The organism is Oleiphilus sp. HI0061 (assembly GCF_001635675.1).
In genome coordinates, this window is record NZ_LWFE01001665.1 from 24923 (window position 1) to 43206 (window position 18284).

Genomic DNA, 18284 nt, shown 5'->3' on the forward strand with positions numbered 1-18284 from the left:
TTGTTTAGTTCTAATAGTTAGCAGTAAAATTTTTTAACTGAGCAACACTTTATTCTGCTGCGCCAGCTGTTAATTCTGGTGTTGTTTCGCCTCTTTGGGCATAGAAGGTATCAACAAAGGCCGACAATTTACCTTGTTCGATGGCCTGACGCAATCCACTCATTAAGTTCTGATAATATCTTAGGTTATGAATTGTGTTGAGTTGCGCGCCTAGCATCTCTTTACACTTATCTAAATGATGAAGATAGCTACGACTAAAGTTCTTACAGGTATAGCAGTCACATTGTTCATCGAGCGGAGATGGGTCTTCTTTATGAGCTGAATTTCTTATCTTGATAACACCCGTTGAAGTAAACAAATGGCCGTTGCGAGCATTTCTTGTCGGCATTACGCAGTCAAACATATCGATACCGCGACGAACAGACTCAACCAAGTCTTCAGGCTTCCCTACTCCCATTAAATAACGAGGCTTATCTTCAGGCATTTTATAGCCGATATGATCAAGCACCTTCATCATTTCTTCTTTCGGTTCACCAACAGATAAGCCACCAATGGCATAACCATCGAAGCCAATATTGGCTAAGCCTTCCAGGCTTTCATCACGCAAGTGCTCATACATTCCGCCCTGCACAATGCCAAATAAAGCTGAAGGGTTATCACCGTGAGCCTGTTTACTACGTTCAGCCCAGCGCATCGATAGCTCCATTGAACTACGTGCTTCTTCTTCCGTTGCAGGGTAAGGCGTACATTCGTCAAAAATCATAACGATATCTGAACCAAGCTTACGCTGAACTTCCATTGAGATTTCAGGCGTCAGCTCTACTTTAGAACCATTGATAGGGGACTTGAATGTTACACCCTTCTCGCTGATCTTACGCATATCTCCGAGGCTAAAAACCTGAAAACCTCCAGAATCAGTCAGAATTGGTTTATCCCATTGGATAAAGTCATGCAAAGTACCATGTTTCTCAACAATGTCGGTGCCCGGTCTTAGCATTAGATGAAAAGTATTTCCGAGAATAATATCCGCGCCAATCTCTTCGATATCCTTAGGTAGCATGCCTTTTACCGTACCGTAAGTGCCAACCGGCATAAACGCAGGGGTCTGTATTTTCCCACGTGGAAAGTCAATTTCTCCACGTCGAGCCAAGCCATCTGTCTGGCTGACCTTAAAGGACATACAACAATTCGATTCACTCAATGTATTACTCCGAAATATTCCCGCTAGAGGGATTTAGAAACATCGCATCACCATAACTGAAAAAGCGATACTTATTTGCAACAGCCTGCTCATAAGCATTTAAGATATTTGCCTGGCCTGAAAATGCAGATACCAACATTAATAGGGTCGATTTCGGCAAATGAAAGTTAGTAATCAGTGCATCGACACTTTTAAACTCATAACCTGGGAAAATAAATATCTCAGTATCACCGGTAAAAGCCTTAAGCTCGCCTGACTGGCTGGCAGATTCAAGACTACGAACACTAGTTGTGCCGACGCAAATAACACGACCACCTTTTCGACGAGTCGCAGTCACTTTATCAACCACGTCTTGAGTCACTTCAATCCATTCCGAATGCATTTCGTGGTCTTTAATATCGTCAACCTTTACTGGCTGGAAGGTTCCAGCACCAACATGCAAGGTAACAAAAGCTGTATCAACGCCTTTTGCTTTAAGCCTTTCAATAAGCTCATCATCAAAGTGCAAGCCTGCCGTAGGCGCTGCTGCCGCGCCTGGCTTATCGGCATAGACAGTTTGATAACGATCCTGATCCATATCCTCATCACCACGCTCAATATACGGAGGTAAAGGAATGTGGCCGTACTTTTCAAGCAGATCAAAAACCTCTAAAGACTCGGTCTCAAGAATAAACAGTGCATTCTGTCGCCCCTTCATTTCGATTACTTGCGTGCTACCATCGTCGGTATCAACAAGAATCTTGCTACCTTCTTTAGGGGAACGGCTAGACCTGACATGCGCTAAAAACGTATGACTATCAATCATTCGCTCAAAAAGAATTTCCAGTTTGCCGCCACTTTCTTTCTTCGCAAACAAACGCGCTGGAACAACCTTGGTATCATTGAATACCAGTAAGTCGTTTTCATTAACCAGCTCATAAACATCAGCAAAGGATCGATGAGCTAGTTTCCCCTCACTACCTTCGACCACCAACAAACGGCTTTGGCTTCGCTCTTCTGTCGGGTAGTTAGCAATTAGCTCGGGCGGCAAGTCAAAATCAAAATCAGAAACTTTCATACCGTCTTAGATTCTCGGTGTTTCACAGACAACGTCAGCATTTTGAGCACGATGGCGCATTAGGTGATCCAACAAAACCATTGCCATCATCGCTTCAGCAATGGGCGTAGCACGAATACCCACGCATGGGTCGTGACGGCCTTTGGTTGATACTTCAATCTGATTGCCTGCTGTATCGATACTTTTACCCGGCAAATGAATGCTTGAGGTCGGCTTCAAAGCCATATGCGCAACAATATCCTGCCCTGTTGAAATACCGCCTAAGACACCGCCCGCGTGATTCGAAAGAAACCCTTCCGGCGTCATCTCGTCTCTATGCTCTGTGCCCTTTTGCTCAATACAATCAAAACCTGCACCAATTTCCACACCTTTTACGGCATTGATACTCATAAAGGCATGCGCCAGCTCGGCATCTAGCCGGTCAAAGATTGGCTCACCCAAACCAGGTGGTACATTGCGTGCAACAACAGAAATTTTCGCGCCAATAGAGTTACCCTCTTTATTCAGCGCTTTCATATAATCTTCCATCTCACCGACTTTACCGGCATCAGGGCAGAAAAATGGATTGTCATTGACGATAGACATATCCACTTTTTCAACTTTAATTGGACCCAGCTGAGACAGGTAACCGTTGATTTCAATACCAAACGATTGCTTCAAGTATTTCTTGGCGATAGCACCCGCTGCAACACGCATTGCTGTTTCTCGAGCAGAAGAACGACCGCCCCCGCGGTAATCCCTGAAGCCATATTTCTGGTTGTAAGCATAATCAGCATGCGCTGGTCTAAAGGTCGTTGCGATATTCGAGTAATCTTTTGAGCGCTGATCCGTATTCTTAATCAACAAACCTATGGGCGTACCCGTTGTTTTCCCCTCAAAGATACCAGAGAGGATCTCAACTTCATCAGCCTCTTTACGCTGCGTAGTGTAGCGCGATGTGCCCGGCTTCCGACGATCCAGGTCGACCTGTAAATCTTCTTCACTAAGCTCTATCCCCGGAGGGCAACCATCAACAATACAGCCTATCGCTTTTCCATGGCTCTCACCAAAAGAAGTGACTGTAAAAAGCTTTCCAAACGTATTACCCGACATACTATCTGCCTCTTTCTCTAGTTAAACGCTTTTGAGCGTTCAACAATAATATTCAATTCTATACCCAAGGGTAGTTTCTTAATTCTTGTGCGCGAATCACAAACACGCCGTGCCCACCCTGTTCGAACTCAACCCAAGTAAAGGGAAAATCAGGATAAGCCTCTTCTAGCGCTTCCCAACTATTTCCAACCTCAACAATCATTAAGCCATCATCGCTTAAGTGCTTCGCACCTTCCGATAGAATTCGTCTGACAATATCCAGCCCGTCAGGCCCTGCAACCAAGCCTAACACAGGCTCAGCACTATACTCTTCGGGCATGCTGTCAAAATCATTTTGATCAACATAAGGCGGATTCGACAAAATTAAATCGTAACGAACATGTTCACCATCCGAGAACTGCGAAGGATCGCTCAAAGCACTGAAAAGATCAGAGGAAAACGCCTGAACCCGGTCATTTAATTCATACAATTCAATATTCGACTTTGCCACGGCCAGGGCATCGACTGATATATCAAACAAATCCACCTGCGCCTCTTCAAACTCCAAAGCGGCAGCGATGCCGATGCAACCACTTCCGGTACATAAATCAAGCACTCGCTCAGGCTCATTTAATAGCCAAGGTTCCATATGATGCCCGATGAGTTCGGCAATCGGAGAGCGAGGTATGAGCACTCGCTCATCGACATTGAAGCGCAAACCACAAAACCAAGCTTGTTTGGTGATATAAGCCAGTGGCTCTCGGCCTTTTGTTCTGCGCTTAATCGCATCTAAGATAAGCGCCTTCTCTTCGTCTGCCAGACGACAAGACCATAGTTCAGTCGAAAAATCCCAAGGCAGATCTAATAACTGAAGAACCAGGCTGACTGCCTCATCCCAGTTGTTGTCAGTACCATGGCCACAATAAACCTGTTCACGATTCAAACTCGAAAAAGTGTAACGAATAAAATCAGCTATCGTCTGCAAATTTGACTCACTACTTGATGCACTGCTAGCAAGTTCAGAAGAACGGGTTTGAGTCTGAGGCACGCGGGCTAATTCCTAATATCGAAAAAGCCCGCAATTATATAGAGAATCGGCAGCTGGGGGAATGGGAGACACCGAAGTCAGCAGCTAAATTTAGATTGCCTTAGTATCAAAAGCTAAATTCTTGCCAAACTTTAGCGACAACTGATCCCCTTTGTGTAGCTGCCCCACCCCCTTCGGCGTTCCGGTAAGAACAACGTCACCTGGGTTGAGCGTGAAAAAGGTACTCATATGCGCAATAAGTGGCGCGATCGGGTTCAACATATCGCTACTCTTACCATGCTGTCGCAACTCTCCATTGATACTCAAGGTAAACTCAAGCTGGTTTAAGGCTGTACAGTTCCCTAACGGAACAAATTCACTGAGCGGGCAAGCACCATCAAAGCTTTTGGCGACTTCCCAAGGGTGGGATTTTTCTTTCAACTTTGACTGCAGCTCACGCCGCGTTAGATCAAGCGCCAAACCTAAGCCTTCAATTCCTTGCTCCGCTTGTTCGGCATTTGCATTAGATAGCGTCTCTCCGATCAATACGGCAATCTCTGCCTCATAGTGGCAATCTGTGTCTGGAATAGTGAAAGGTTCACTTAAAGAGACGACAGCCGACCCTGGTTTAATAAACAGAATCGGCTCAGAAGGTATGGGGTTATTAAGCTCTTTGGCATGTTCTGCGTAATTACGCCCGACACAAACGACTTTTGTGATAGGTGATTCGAATAAACTTCCATCAACAAATTTTGCTGTATAAGGCATCACTACTCCTACTAAGCTACAAGGTCTCTAGGAGCAGTGTTCTGCGCAACTACTCCGGAGTCGCGCATTCTGTCGCAGATGGATTAAATTTACAACGGATCTTCCACAATATTGAGATAGCTTTTGCGTCGTAGGCTTTTTCATCTCTTAAGGCTAAACGAATCTTCTTAGAAAGGTTTTCATACTCTGACTTTCTTACATCATCGAGACTCACCCAGTACTTCTGTGGAATTTCACTGTGTGCCTGCTTAACTGTATTCTCGAGTTCATTAAATCGAGATAGCGCATGCTGGCGCATATTGTGAGCAAAATTTGCTGGGGCTGTTTCAGTATTGACGACCATTTCCATCACAGCATAAAGAATATTGAAGTCAACAATTCCGCCAGTTTCGCCCAAACCTTTGTATAACTCAAACGTGTTGTAAGCCAACGCGGGCGCAAACATTACGTCAACGTTGCCATTATTGAATTGCCCACCCCAAGTAGCCAACGAAGTGTGTACCGGCGATGCACCAACCACTTGGGCAAATCGCTCACTGGCTACATCAGCATTCAAAATAGACACTTTTTTGCCGCTAATTGCTGATATATCCACATTACTCTTATCTCGAACAAAGGTATAAATCTCGCCAATTGGAAACAACCCAGCCATCTGGTACTTGCCATTGGAAATCAACTTCTCTGCTTTCTTACTCGATAAGGATTTCGACAATGTTTTCAATTCTTTTAAAGTACGAATAGCGCCTGGAGCACCAAAAGCCCCGGTAAAAGGCACGAAGTCTTTTGCTAGAATATTGGTTAATAAAACGGCACTGCATTCGCCTGAACGGAAGTCATTCGAAGCAACTTTCTCATCCGTATAGGCTTCCATTTGCAAATCAATCCCCCAACTTATTGCCTTGAGCTTTGTTTCCTTCAAAAAAGAAATAAACGGCCCATTAGCACCAACAGGGTCCCAGACACAAAATTTAACCGGCGTTAAATTACTGGCATTCGCTGGCAGAGCGCTTGCGACAAGTATCAGCGTAAAGAAGAATAGTCGGGTTATTCGTGAACTCATGGTACTTCCTTTATTATTTTCAATAGAACAAGGTCTTTACCCATCCAGAAATTTGAACGACAAAATGGAACAGCAAAAAACCGAGAACGAGACAGTATCTGAATATTATTCACATTTCAATTTCAGACACTGTGATTTTCACCTAATTTGGAACAATTAGTCATGCACTCAACCGGAATAGACTGTTCTAGAATCGCTACTTATCAAACTCGATTAGGTAATAACGCGCAGGGAGAAAGAGGAAATCTAGTTTTTCTCTGCTACCACTGAGCCACTTTATCTGAAGCTGCTGATAGCTTTGTTTTTCTGCCATACCAAAATGAGCAAGAGGCTCATCAAAACTAAGAAAACCACCTCCAAGAACTTGCTGAGATAACTGCGCCGCGCTTTCATCTTCAAGAGAATGACCGAGCAATTGCACGCTGGAGCCCAATACCGTTTGCCCATTAAGTCTTAGATCGATCAATATACCCGGCTCTCGAGTCTGATTGATGAAGACGCCATGGTCGGCAGCAACTCGTTGGGAGATGATATCGAGATCACCATCCCGGTCAAAATCAACCGTCACAAAGCTCGGGGTATTTAGATAATCTTCCAAGCCCATTTCCGCTTCTGCTCGGTACATTCCTTCGCCATGCTTATTCATATACAAAACATTGGTCTGGGTACGCCGCCCTGCTCCACCAAACATATAACCGTTGCCAACATAAATATCGTTCCAGCCATCATTATTCAAGTCTGCTATCTTGCTGTGCCAACTCCAATAACTTTCTGATACAGCCCAGTCTTCAGCAAGTTCTTGCCAGCCGCCCATCGAGGACATAGACAAGACATTGCGCTGAACACCCTTAGGGTATAGTGAATAGTTGATAGCTTGCTTTGGGGGAATTACTTTACTGGCAGCTCGGCATAAAGACTCAGCCACTTTGTTTTCCTGAGTCATGAGACTACAAATATCGTCTTGCCTTGATTGCCTGGCCAGTTGAATAAGCTGCGCCTGAAGACAGTCTTGTTTTCTCTTGCTCTCAGCCAAATATTGACAGGTACCAACTTGCCCAGATTTGACAGCCTGATCAAGTGAAAGCAAAGCTCTACACGCCTGTAAGTCTGCAATGCCAGCCTGCTGACAATAGTCCAAACCACCCTCTTGGCCAAAAGACATATCAACACTAAAGTAATCAATTAGCTGGTCTCGATTGAGGTCGCCACTGGCGATACTCATCGTGTTAAATGCACTGTAAGCTGGCAGGTTACTATCGGCTTTAGCTACTTGGAAACGCCCCGATTTCCAGCGATATATAATATCGGGGGCATCCATATCATTTCCCACGAGCAACTCCGGCTTACCATCTCGATCAATATCCGAGAAAAGTACTGACAAGGTCTCCCCTTGCGCTCCAGGTAATGCATGTGGCTTAAAATCTCGGCGAGTATTATTGGATGAATGCTTCTTGATGGCAGCATTCTCAATATAATAATTTTGGGAACGGTGCGGATTAAAATGTCTTAAGTCGCCAGCAAACCAGCTACCCAAAGCCATATCAATATCACCATCCTGATCAACATCCTGAAATGCCGCTGACATCACTAGTTGACTGTTTTCAAGCATCAGCTCCTGATAGCGACCTTGATCAAAGCTACCGCCCTGGTTCCAATAGATTCTATTACCAGCACCATAAAACGACACAAACAAGTCAGGATAGCTATCTGCATCCAAATCAACAAAACTGACCAATACTGGGCTTAGTTCACTTCCAAACTCTAGCGTTTTTCGCTTAGCAAAGCGCCCCCCCATATTCTGATAAAGTCGTATGCGGTCGGAATAAGCAATTGCCAGGTCTGGCCATAGATCCTGGTTCGTATCCCCCGTTGCAATACCCCGGCCATAGCTGAAGGGCTCAAATAATTCGACAGCTTTCATCGCAGGCGCACTTTCCAGACCAATAGAAGCGGCTTTAGTCTGCTCAAAGCCAACAACAGAATCATCGCTATTTTGGCCTTTTAAAGCGTAAGACTTAAGCACAAAGTCCCGACCAAGCTCCGACTTAAGATGGTGCGTATCGACTAAATCTAGCCCTTTGGTTTTCGCTAGTAAGGCCTCTACCTCTTCACCTTCACTATGCAACGCTCCCGCAAGCTGATCATGCTGTTCATTTAAATACTGATAGCTCAGATCTGACAATAGCTCTGCTAAATAAGCTTGAATCGCCTCTTCGTTACATCGTGCTTTAAGAGCTGTATTACTAATCAGTGAGCACGCTTCTGAATCACCGACATTGATGCCCTGAAAGTAACGTGAAAAGTCGTCGCATGCCGCTTTAATAACAGGCTCATTCAACTGCGTGCAGAATGACTTATCTGCACCCTGCTCTAGCTTGTGATTGATTAGCAGCGCCTGACATCGCTGCACAGCGACTGAGCTTTCCAAACCTGAACAAGCATTCAAGTCTCCTTGCTGTACTAGCAATATATTCTGACGTATAAGCTTATGTTCATTGAGGCAAAATGCCGTCAAATCTTCTACGGCTCCAGAACCTTCAAGTGAAGCGCATAGCGCATAGCCCGGATAAAGTTCTGTATTTAGCGCTAAGCTCTCAACTAAACACTGGCGCTGACCTTCTTGAGAATTTAAAGACAAGCATGGCGATAAGCTTTGTTGCTCAAGTGTCTTCTCGAAAAAATAGTCATAACGACAGCGCTGCCTATATTGCGTAGGTAAACTATTACACTGATCCACACTTTCGTTTGTTAAGGCGCCTTTCCTGACTTTAAGATAATCAAATGCCTCCATACAGCGCTGGCGATAGCTCGCTGCATCCTCCAGATAATCACAGGCACTCGCACTAAATTGCTTCGATAATAGCTCAACAACGAAGCGTTCAAAGCAGTCATACTGACGAGACTCACCAAGAACATGGCAGGCACGGGCAGCTTTTCGCATCAGGGGGCGTGCCGAATATTCCGGTAAACCGTGAAGCTCTATTGCTTCCTTTTCAGCCGCATCATTAGTCATCGCTAGCTGAGATAGTTTTTCTGTTACCGATAGCAACTTAGCGCCCTGTGATTGCTCGGTATATGCGCTGACGGTCAGACCAGCCAGTAACGCTAAAACAGACACACTCAATAATAAGGCAAGGCTCAATTTCAGAGAGATATCTCGTGCAACCATCGTCGCGGGATAAATACTAAAAACGCCTAAAGCAAAAAAGGCTGCGCCAACATAGGCAATATCAACCCCCGCTGCCAACAAGCCAACTGAGATAACAACATCGAAGGCAATAGGAACCGGAAAAAAAGCAGCGCACAAGGCCACCACAATTAGTATTATTAAGGTCCACGACCCATTTAAGTTATCTAGTGAAACAAATTCTGCTACAAGCGCAGCAAGCCCCCCAGCTAAAAGCATAAGAGGCAGCGCCCCTTTTAAGATAAACCCTAAATGCCCCAAATATGCTTTGGTAAATTCAAAGACAAACTGAAGCCCCCTAGTTTGTTGCGTAATTGCACAGGCATTTAGCGGGAGATCAATACCACTACCTTTAAACTTACCACCCTCGCCATGAAAACGAGCACTTAAAAAGGGAATTACCAGTAAGACAAAAAATACGATCAAGATGTACTTAATGGCAACTAGCTCTATGGGCAGCAAGCTTAGTGACATCGCAACCACGATAAAATTAAAGCTTGGCGAACTACTCAGCATCGATAAAGCGGTGGGAGTAGGAAGGCCTCCCCGGTATAAACCAAAAGCAATGGGCGTAGAACAGTTGGCGCAAACACCCAAAGGAGTTCCGAGCAAGGCACCAATAAACGCTTGTTTATAAGGATTTCGCCCATCTGCGACTTTAGGCAAGTTTATTGAAAGGAAAGATATTAAAGTCAGTACAGCTGCAGCAAATAGAAAACCAAAGGTCATTCCTTGCCAGTTGGTATATGCCCAGTTAAGCGAGCTATAGAGAATACGCTCTGCATGCCCTTGCTCAGCACTAAGCGGGTAAATGACATCAAAGGCGAGAGAACTAAGATGGTTGCGCTGGCCCATCTGAGCTTTTTCATCCAGCGCTGGAAGCCGCGACTGGGACAAGAACAACAATGAGATAAAGGCGAGCAGAATGAGAGAGCAAAGAAATCCCCTTTTATCGACTACCCGCATATTGTTCTCATTACCGTACATTCACCATCTAATTAAAGAGGCTACAGATCGAAAATCTTTCCAGGATTCATCAAGCCTTTTGGATCAAAGACACGCTTAACGCCTTTCATCATTTCGATCTCAACAGGCGAACGCGAATAACCCAGGTAATCTTTCTTGACCATTCCGACGCCGTGCTCTGCCGAGATACTACCATTGTATTTTGCGACAATATCAAAAACCCACTTATTTACCTGAATGCACTTCGAGAAGAACTCTTCATTGCTTAAATCTTCAGGCTTAAGAATATTCAAATGCAGATTGCCATCACCGATATGACCAAACCAGATAATTTCAAAATCCGGGTAATGCTCAGTCACCACTGAATTGATCTCATTTAGAAACTCAGGAACTTTAGAGACCACGACCGAAATATCGTTTTTGTACGGAGTACGCACAGAAATCGACTCTGAGATACCTTCACGCAAACGCCATAAGTTATTGAGCTGGGTTTCACTCTGGCTGATCACACCATCCAAAACCCACCCTTCTTCAACACAGGTTTCAAATAAAGCCATTGCGTCATCCATTACCTGGTCAGACGTCGATTCGAACTCCAACAATGCATAGAAAGGCGCTTCAGTTTCAAAGGGTGCAGGCACATCGTTGTGCGCTAAGACATGCCCCATCGCTTCGTGCGAGAAAAACTCATAGGCAGTCAAGTCCAGCTTTGCTTGGAATGCTTTCAAGACATCCATGGTGTTACCAATATCTGATAGACCCAGAACCAAAGCAGTCAGATTGTTCGGTTGACGCGTTAGTTTCATTGTTGCTTCAGTGATAAAACCAAGTGTTCCTTCAGCACCAATAAACAAGTGACGCAAATCATATCCGGTATTGTTTTTCAACAAGTCTCGGTTTAGTTCAAGAATTTCGCCAGCACCTGTTACCACGGTTAAACCCAAGACCCAATCACGGCTCATGCCGTATTTGATAACTTTAATACCGCCCGCATTAGTCGATAGGTTACCTCCTAGCTGACTAGAACCGGCCGATGCAAAGTCAACCGGATAGTACAAACCGTTCTCTTCGGCGAAGTTTTGCAACTGCTGTGTAACAACACCAGCCTGACAACGTACAGCCTGATCACTGGCGCTGAAATCAACGATCTGATTCATGTAATCGAAAGAAACGACCACTTCACCATTGCTTGCCACAGCCCCCGCACTTAAACCGGTTCGTCCGCCAGAAGGTACTAGTGCAAACTCGTGCTCATTCGCTAGCTTAACAATTGCCTGAACTTCTTCAGTTGTTTTGGGGAATACAATCGCTAGAGGCTTAGGCGCATATATTTTCGTCCAATCCTTACCATGAGACTCTAGAGTCTCCGCATCAGTACGAACTTTCCCGTCTTCTACCACTGCTTTTAACGCATCAATTATCTGAGTTTCCGAAGCCATAAGCTTATCAATCCACCTAAATCTGTTAATAACTGTACTCTTACTTCCAAGGCTAGTTAGCTAAAAGGCAAGAAATAACAGCGCTTAATGTTAAATTTAATTCTAGCTATTGCAACTAAACAATTGATATAGCTAGAATTAAAAAGAGTTTTAATATTTTGAACGACTAAAAAGCGGAATATGTTATCATACGCGGCTTTTCCAGACACAAATTCTTGAAATAATCTGTTGTTAACAGTGTATTTTGATTCTTAGATAAAAGGTTTTTTGCGAATATGACTACGACGTCTTTAGATAAAGGTAAAATCAGGTTTTTGCTTTTAGAAGGTGTACATGAATCTGCTGTGGAAACACTTAAAAAGGCAGGTTATACCAACATTGAATATTTGAAAACTTCTTTGGCTCAAGATGAGTTGATCGAAAAGATCGCAGATGCTCACTTCGTCGGTATTCGTTCACGCACTCAATTGACTGAGGAAGTATTTCAAGCCGCTAAAAAGCTAATCGCAGTTGGTTGTTTCTGTATTGGTACCAATCAGGTCGACCTTAAAGCAGCTACCAAACACGGTATCGCTGTTTTTAACGCTCCTTACTCAAATACTCGAAGTGTTGCCGAACTAGTACTTGCCGAAGCAATTCTACTACTTCGTGGCGTACCTGAGAAGAATGCTCTTGCTCACCGCGGTGGCTGGCTAAAATCAGCTACCAATAGCTACGAAATTCGCGGTAAAAAGCTCGGGATTGTTGGCTACGGCAGCATCGGCAGCCAGTTGAGCGTTCTTGCTGAATCATTGGGCATGAAGGTCTACTTCTACGATGTAGTAACCAAACTTCCTTTGGGTAATGCAACGCAACTTGATTCTATGGAAGACTTGCTTGGCATGTCTGATATTGTCAGCCTGCACGTACCTGAAACCGGTGCAACACAAGACATGATGGGACCAGAACAGTTTGCTCAAATGAAAGATGGCAGCATCTTCATTAACGCAGCTCGTGGAACAGTTGTTGTAATTGACGCATTATGTGAAGCACTTAAGTCTGGCCGAGTATTGGGCGCCGCAGTGGATGTATTCCCTGTAGAGCCTAAGTCAAACAACGAAGAATTTATTTCTCCTCTTCGCGAGTTTGATAACGTTATCCTAACGCCTCACGTTGGTGGTAGCACAATGGAAGCGCAAGCCAACATTGGTTTCGAAGTTGGTGAGAAGCTAGCTACCTATAGTGATACTGGTACTTCTATCACTTCGGTTAACTTCCCTGAGGTTGCGCTACCATCTCACCCAGATAACCACAGAATTCTTCATATTCATGAGAACATTCCGGGTGTTATGTCCGAGATCAACCAAGTGCTATCTGAAAACAACATCAACATTCTAGGTCAATACCTTCAAACCAACGAAGGCGTGGGTTATGTTGTAATTGATGTTAATAAAGAGTGCAGCGGTCTAGCGAAAGACAAGCTAAAAACAGTCAACGGAACGATTCGTTGTCGAGTTCTGTTCTAGAAACAATTCGATCCGCAAAAAGCAAAAAGCAAAAAGCCGCATCTCATTTGAATGCGGCTTTTTTACTTCTAAATTAAGACTTAATTCTAACGAAAAGCGCTTATGCCTTGGATGCTGAGCCTTTATTACGAACCTTAGTTACCTTCTTGGTCACTTTTTTGCCTGCCTTTTTTTCCTCAACAATACTCGTCGTGGAATTTGCATTAAACTCACTAAGCAAAGCGTCAAACACGCTCTGCCTTTTGAGAAGCGACTCATTTACCAGATGATGCTGCGCACCCTCTAGATAGGCTATTTTCACCTCACTAAACACTCTCTTTAGCACCGTGATATTGTGTTCCCAGTCAACTGTCATGTCGTCAGTGCCCTGAATAATCAATACCTTTCGTTTGAGCTTCTTACCACTTTCAATTCGTGGAACCCAATCGCGTAAGGCACTAATCCAGTCAACCGCCAACCACTTGGACTGCAAGGGGTCATGTTCTTTCAGAAACTTCAGGAATTTCACATCCGCGCTATTTTGTGAGAATGAGCGATGCCACACTTTGAAAAACGGTTTAACCAAAGAGTGAGCCTTTTTAACAAAGCTCCAGCCTTTAGGTCGCACCAGCGGCGCGAGCAAAACCACCTTATCAAAAGCTTCACCGTGCGTTTCAGTATGCATTAAGCGGTCAATCAAAACTGCCCCGCCCGTACTCTGACCAACACAGTGGAATGGTTGCGGTAGATTAGCGCGACACGACGCCAAACAAGCATCGATCGCCTCTTGATACTGCTGGAAACACTGAATTGAAGCAGGCTTGCCACTTGATAATCCATGTCCAGGCATATCATAGATAACAACCGCATAACCCGACTTTATTAAAAAGCGAATTAGGTGATGATATATTCCGGCATGATCGAAGTATCCATGAAACACAAACACGGTACCTTTAGCATCAAGTGGTTTAAAGCTTTGCATAACGATACGAAAGTCACTTGCATCAAGCCAACCTGCACGCTGCTCTAGTCCGTCGAACTCACGATAGAAAGCCATATCATAGAAGTCATAGTAATGCGCTATTTCCCCCTTAACTGCAGCTTTCGACTTAAACGAAAACTTACCTAACTCCATTAATAAGCGATCACGATCCCAATTCATTCAACTTCCTCAATTAACTACTTTGTATCTAGATGTAAACGACGCAATTAGACGTTTCTATTAGCTTTGTTAAAAATTAACAAACGCTCAGATACATAAACTCACATTTAACATTGTTTTAAATTAGAGCCCTAAAAAGCATCAATAATTTAGTTACAATATAACCACAACGACATTACAAGGATATTTTAAATTGCGACCTACCGTGAACTAGCAAACTTATCTTAGCTGCTGGTTCATTACCTGAGTAATTAGTGTCGCAAATAAAGAAGAGAGTAGATCATGAGACAAGAAAGTAAACCTTTTACCTTTATCGACATCGTATTGGCCATGAGCATCACTGGCATCATGCTTGGCTTCCTCGTTCAACAGCTTCTCGACTTTTAGTATTTAACAGCGGCCTGTTTTGCCGCATAATCACCAGATATTTTTTGCTGGGTGATAAATAAATGGAATACCTTCCTCCCTGGTGGGCCAGAAATGGCCACCTTCAGAGCGTCTATCCTTCAGTTTTCAGAAAGGTATCAGCTGACTTTTATACTCGTGAGCGCCTGGAAACACCCGACCAAGACTTTATCGACCTGGATTGGGCCAAGAACAAGCAAAGCCCTCTTAAAAGGCTTGTGGTGCTTAGTCATGGCCTTGAAGGACATAGTAAACGTCCATACATACTCGGCATGGCGAAAATTGCGCTCCAGAACAACTGGGATGTGCTTGCCTGGAACTTCCGCTCATGCAGTGGCGAACCAAACAGAAAGCTCCAGTCATACCACAGCGGTCAAACAGGAGACTTACAATACGTTGTTAAGCATGCCATAGCACAAGGTTACGAAGAGGTCTGCTTAGTTGGCTTTAGCATTGGTGGCAATAAGACACTTTTATACCTTGGCCGCGAATCCGAAGACGTTCCCAAAGAAGTCAGCGGCGCCGTTACCTTTTCTGTTCCATGTGATTTAACTAGCAGCTCAAAACAGTTAGCGCTGCCACAGAATAAAATTTACATGAAAAATTTCCTGTTCAGCCTTAAAGCAAAACTTAAAGAAAAAAAGCTTCGTTTCCCGCAAGAAGTTGACCTAACAGGTTTTAGAAAACTGAAAACCTTTTACGACTTTGACCAGCGCTACACTGCACCATTAAACGGCTTTGCTAGTGCAGAAGAATACTGGTACAAATCGAGTTCTAGCAGGTATATAGAACAGATAAATACACCAACACTACTTATCAGCGCGTTAGATGACCCATTCCTCACAAAGCAATGTTTCCCACATGAAGCAGCGAAGAGCAACCCTTGCTTCGAGCTAGAAACACCACGTTTTGGTGGTCATGTTGGCTTTATGGGCTTTAACAAAGAAGGACTCTACTGGTCAGAAGAACGTGCGATTGAATACTTAAATCGCTTAAGCCGGTTTTAAAGCTTAAAGCCAGCTCTCAATTGCCTCGTGTGCCTGAACATTCTCCGCTCGAGCCTGCAAACCACCCTCACTCAAATAAACGCTAAACCGAGCCCGGTCTTTCATAGGAATAAAGGTACCACTCCCGTAAACCAAGCTCGCCCCTGGCAGCCACTTATAACTAGTTAGCCATTGCTTAAAATCTCTAAGCACAGGCAGCGTATTTTCTGAGCCCTTGTCAGCCTGCCAAAGATTAAACAGCGTCCTGGGCTTATTTCTTTCATCATCTATTGAATGGTAACGTCCAGATAAGCGGTCAAAACGAAATGCATCTTCCATCCCTAAAAAGCGCCAGAAATCTCCCCAGACGAGCAAGCGAGCATCCAGCTGCCACACATCCCCTTCTATTTCAAAGTGCAGAGGAGGCTGTTCGTTTAGCTCTAAAACCAAATTATATCGTTGAGGTCCAAGTCTAAATGTTTCAACGCTTGCTATCTTTTGAGCAGAAGTTTGTGCTTTAAAACTGTACAAATCCCAGGAACTGTAAAGAAGGGCCATTGCAGAGAGTATAGCTAGAATAGCAAGCGTAGCTTTTAGCCATGCCTTGAACCATGTACGAAGGAACAGGTACTTGAAAGAAATAACAATTAGCAGAGCGCCGAGAATAGCAATAGACAAGACGGGCAAGAACATAATTACCTCCTACCCTTGTATAAGCTTAAGTACCATACCCAATTGAAGCCAGACTTTCTTCTGACAACTTTAACAAAGCATCATTCTGGGTTTGTGCCTTGGTCATACTCTCAATGTAGTATTCCAATGAAGTCAGTGCATCAGCCAGAGTTTCTAACAAAGTCTGGTCAGGCATCGTATCACCGTCAACCAACTCCTGTTGAATACAGGACATGCACTTCAATAACAAGGACGTTAACCTCTCCTCACCAATGATGCTCATTGCACCACGGATACTGTCCATGACAGTATAGACTGTTGCCAGGTGAAGCTTATCACCCTGGGATTCAACGTAGGAGCTAATTGATCGTTTAGCCAAGCCTAGCCCGGACTTTGACTCATCAATAACAACGATAGTCGCTTCGCTCAAATATGGCGTTTCGCCATCTTTATGGGCCGACTGCAACTCTACTTCACCCTGAATACCCGTTTCTTCAAAGCGCTTAATCGCCTGCTCAATACCTAACACAGCGTCAGCTACAGCAAATAAATCCTGTTCGGCAACATCCGTCCCTGTGCCTTGCCAAGTTTTGATTGCTTCGATCTGCTGATCACAAGCTAGGCTAATTTTCTTCAGGTCGAGCATAGACAAGGTGCTGCTCAGGCGTTCAAAGACACCCACTATAAACTGCATATCCTCATCGCTTGGCGCATCACCACGCTCAAGAATATCTAATTTTTCTTTAAGCTGAATTAGCTCTTCTTGCAATGCATTGGACAAAGACTTAAGAACATCTGCACCCGGGCCAAACAACCGCTTGCTTTCTGCCGATAAAGACTTTTCATCAAAATCCAATAGGGAAACTTTGTAGCCTTCCAGTACTGCATTCACTTGCTGAGAATAATAACCACTAATTGCTAACAAGTAGATAAGCTCTTTATGCAAAGACTCCGGTGCCGATTTACTGGTCACCACAGTTCCAACCAATGCCATCTCACGAAGGTACTTTTCAACCTTCATAAACAAGCGCTTGCGAAGGTCATGAGTACTCATATCTTGTTCAAGCAAGGTGTCTGCGACAATATTCACTAAGGCCCAAAATTGCGCCAATGGCTCACCAGCACATAGTTTCATTGCACCTTTGGAGGCACGAGAGATTAGCCGCAACGCTATTTGCTTGTTTCGGTCACGCAATATGTCAAGCAAACCAACCTGATACATATGCCTGAAGCGCTTAGCGTGGTGTTCAAAGTCACCAAGTTTATTACTACTCGATAGGCCAAATATAGTGCTCGGGTCAAATGCCCTATCGCTGGGTAAGTCAAAAAAGTGTGACTCTGGAAAGGGTTTGGTTTTTCTGGCTATTCGAAGCTCATTGATAATCGGCAAAAGAAGCTCTGGATGATCAAGCTTCTTCTGACAAAAATATTCGGTATAACGGCGCAAGATAAAAATAGCATTACTTAGGTTTGTTAACAGGCCATTTTTGTCGTCATTTGCACCAACAGGCACTTCATTCGCTAAGGCAACAGATTCCTGACATAGCAGCACGCAGCCCTGTACCTCTACCAGCACAAAGATACCGCGCAATTGGTTCAAGTAATCGATGCAGTTCTGAAGATCTTCTCCACTGTCGCGATTTTCCTGAAATCGTTCCAGGCTTTGCTCTGCGTGTTGAATTGTTGCTTCAATTTCCGGCTGAACCAGTTCAATAGAACTTAGACTCGTAGATGACAAGGCCATAAGCTAATTCCGGTCCAAAGAGTAATTATCAAGTTTCAAAATAAAACCGCTTTAA

At 44.2% G+C, this 18284-nt stretch carries 13 protein-coding genes; 2 read left to right on the forward strand and 11 right to left on the reverse strand.

The genetic code is table 11. The features are described from left to right. Window positions 1-49 precede the first annotated feature (49 nt). From tgt to A3735_RS25750, 8 genes are all read right to left on the reverse strand, one after another. Window positions 50-1180: a tRNA guanosine(34) transglycosylase Tgt gene (gene tgt / locus A3735_RS25715; RefSeq protein WP_068510630.1), complete on the reverse strand. Its 1131-nt coding sequence runs from the start codon at window positions 1178-1180 to the stop codon at window positions 50-52. Between the two features lie 25 nt (window positions 1181-1205). Then, window positions 1206-2258: a tRNA preQ1(34) S-adenosylmethionine ribosyltransferase-isomerase QueA gene (gene queA / locus A3735_RS25720; RefSeq protein ID WP_068553245.1), complete on the reverse strand. Its 1053-nt coding sequence runs from the start codon at window positions 2256-2258 to the stop codon at window positions 1206-1208. 6 nt (window positions 2259-2264) lie between these two features. Beyond that, window positions 2265-3350: a chorismate synthase gene (aroC, locus tag A3735_RS25725; protein ID WP_068634069.1), complete on the reverse strand. Its 1086-nt coding sequence runs from the start codon at window positions 3348-3350 to the stop codon at window positions 2265-2267. A 58-nt stretch (window positions 3351-3408) separates the two neighbouring features. Then, complete coding sequence (gene prmB / locus A3735_RS25730) at window positions 3409-4377, reverse strand: 50S ribosomal protein L3 N(5)-glutamine methyltransferase (RefSeq protein WP_068510637.1); 969 nt, start codon at window positions 4375-4377, stop codon at window positions 3409-3411. Window positions 4378-4467: 90 nt separating this feature from the next. Next, a complete protein-coding gene (locus A3735_RS25735; RefSeq protein WP_068553251.1) occupies window positions 4468-5124 on the reverse strand; it encodes a fumarylacetoacetate hydrolase family protein in 657 nt (218 codons plus the stop codon). A gap of 49 nt (window positions 5125-5173) precedes the next feature. Next, window positions 5174-6184 carry a putative solute-binding protein gene (locus A3735_RS25740; RefSeq protein ID WP_068510642.1) on the reverse strand — a complete coding sequence of 337 codons (1011 nt, stop codon included), beginning with the start codon at window positions 6182-6184 and terminating at the stop codon, window positions 5174-5176. 196 nt (window positions 6185-6380) lie between these two features. After that, the gene (locus tag A3735_RS25745) at window positions 6381-10358 is read right to left on the reverse strand and encodes an FG-GAP-like repeat-containing protein (protein ID WP_068634070.1); all 3978 of its coding nucleotides are present in this window, start codon (window positions 10356-10358) and stop codon (window positions 6381-6383) included. A 20-nt stretch (window positions 10359-10378) separates the two neighbouring features. Continuing rightward, window positions 10379-11776 carry an FAD-binding oxidoreductase gene (locus A3735_RS25750; protein WP_068510644.1) on the reverse strand — a complete coding sequence of 466 codons (1398 nt, stop codon included), beginning with the start codon at window positions 11774-11776 and terminating at the stop codon, window positions 10379-10381. Window positions 11777-12051: 275 nt separating this feature from the next. Between A3735_RS25750 and serA the strand changes: the two genes are divergently transcribed. Further along, the gene (serA, locus tag A3735_RS25755; RefSeq protein ID WP_068507262.1) at window positions 12052-13281 is read left to right on the forward strand and encodes a phosphoglycerate dehydrogenase; all 1230 of its coding nucleotides are present in this window, start codon (window positions 12052-12054) and stop codon (window positions 13279-13281) included. Between the two features lie 100 nt (window positions 13282-13381). Here the strand turns inward: serA and A3735_RS25760 are convergent, their stop codons facing one another. After that, entirely contained in the window at window positions 13382-14422 is a 1041-nt protein-coding gene (locus tag A3735_RS25760) for an alpha/beta hydrolase (RefSeq protein WP_068507260.1), read from the reverse strand. Between the two features lie 449 nt (window positions 14423-14871). Between A3735_RS25760 and A3735_RS25765 the strand changes: the two genes are divergently transcribed. Then, the gene (locus A3735_RS25765) at window positions 14872-15834 is read left to right on the forward strand and encodes a YheT family hydrolase (protein ID WP_068510646.1); all 963 of its coding nucleotides are present in this window, start codon (window positions 14872-14874) and stop codon (window positions 15832-15834) included. 3 nt (window positions 15835-15837) lie between these two features. Here A3735_RS25765 and A3735_RS25770 read toward each other — a convergent pair whose 3' ends face one another. After that, window positions 15838-16506 (reverse strand): hypothetical protein, encoded by a 669-nt coding sequence (locus tag A3735_RS25770; protein ID WP_068634071.1) that lies wholly within the window; start codon window positions 16504-16506, stop codon window positions 15838-15840. A 25-nt stretch (window positions 16507-16531) separates the two neighbouring features. Continuing rightward, the gene (locus A3735_RS25775; protein WP_068634072.1) at window positions 16532-18229 is read right to left on the reverse strand and encodes a hypothetical protein; all 1698 of its coding nucleotides are present in this window, start codon (window positions 18227-18229) and stop codon (window positions 16532-16534) included. Window positions 18230-18284 lie beyond the last annotated feature (55 nt).

What these genes read in the sequence shown, in the direction of transcription:
- tgt (WP_068510630.1), bottom strand. Translation starts at nt 1,180, where the DNA reads ATGTCCTTTAAGGTCAGCCAGACAGATGGCTTGGCTCGACGTGGAGAA.
- queA (WP_068553245.1), bottom strand. Translation starts at nt 2,258, where the DNA reads ATGAAAGTTTCTGATTTTGATTTTGACTTGCCGCCCGAGCTAATTGCT.
- aroC (WP_068634069.1), bottom strand. Translation starts at nt 3,350, where the DNA reads ATGTCGGGTAATACGTTTGGAAAGCTTTTTACAGTCACTTCTTTTGGT.
- A3735_RS25735 (WP_068553251.1), bottom strand. Translation starts at nt 5,124, where the DNA reads ATGCCTTATACAGCAAAATTTGTTGATGGAAGTTTATTCGAATCACCT.
- A3735_RS25740 (WP_068510642.1), bottom strand. Translation starts at nt 6,184, where the DNA reads ATGAGTTCACGAATAACCCGACTATTCTTCTTTACGCTGATACTTGTC.
- A3735_RS25745 (WP_068634070.1), bottom strand. Translation starts at nt 10,358, where the DNA reads ATGTACGGTAATGAGAACAATATGCGGGTAGTCGATAAAAGGGGATTT.
- A3735_RS25750 (WP_068510644.1), bottom strand. Translation starts at nt 11,776, where the DNA reads ATGGCTTCGGAAACTCAGATAATTGATGCGTTAAAAGCAGTGGTAGAA.
- serA (WP_068507262.1), top strand. Translation starts at nt 12,052, where the DNA reads ATGACTACGACGTCTTTAGATAAAGGTAAAATCAGGTTTTTGCTTTTA.
- A3735_RS25760 (WP_068507260.1), bottom strand. Translation starts at nt 14,422, where the DNA reads ATGAATTGGGATCGTGATCGCTTATTAATGGAGTTAGGTAAGTTTTCG.
- A3735_RS25765 (WP_068510646.1), top strand. Translation starts at nt 14,872, where the DNA reads ATGGAATACCTTCCTCCCTGGTGGGCCAGAAATGGCCACCTTCAGAGC.
- A3735_RS25770 (WP_068634071.1), bottom strand. Translation starts at nt 16,506, where the DNA reads ATGTTCTTGCCCGTCTTGTCTATTGCTATTCTCGGCGCTCTGCTAATT.
- A3735_RS25775 (WP_068634072.1), bottom strand. Translation starts at nt 18,229, where the DNA reads ATGGCCTTGTCATCTACGAGTCTAAGTTCTATTGAACTGGTTCAGCCG.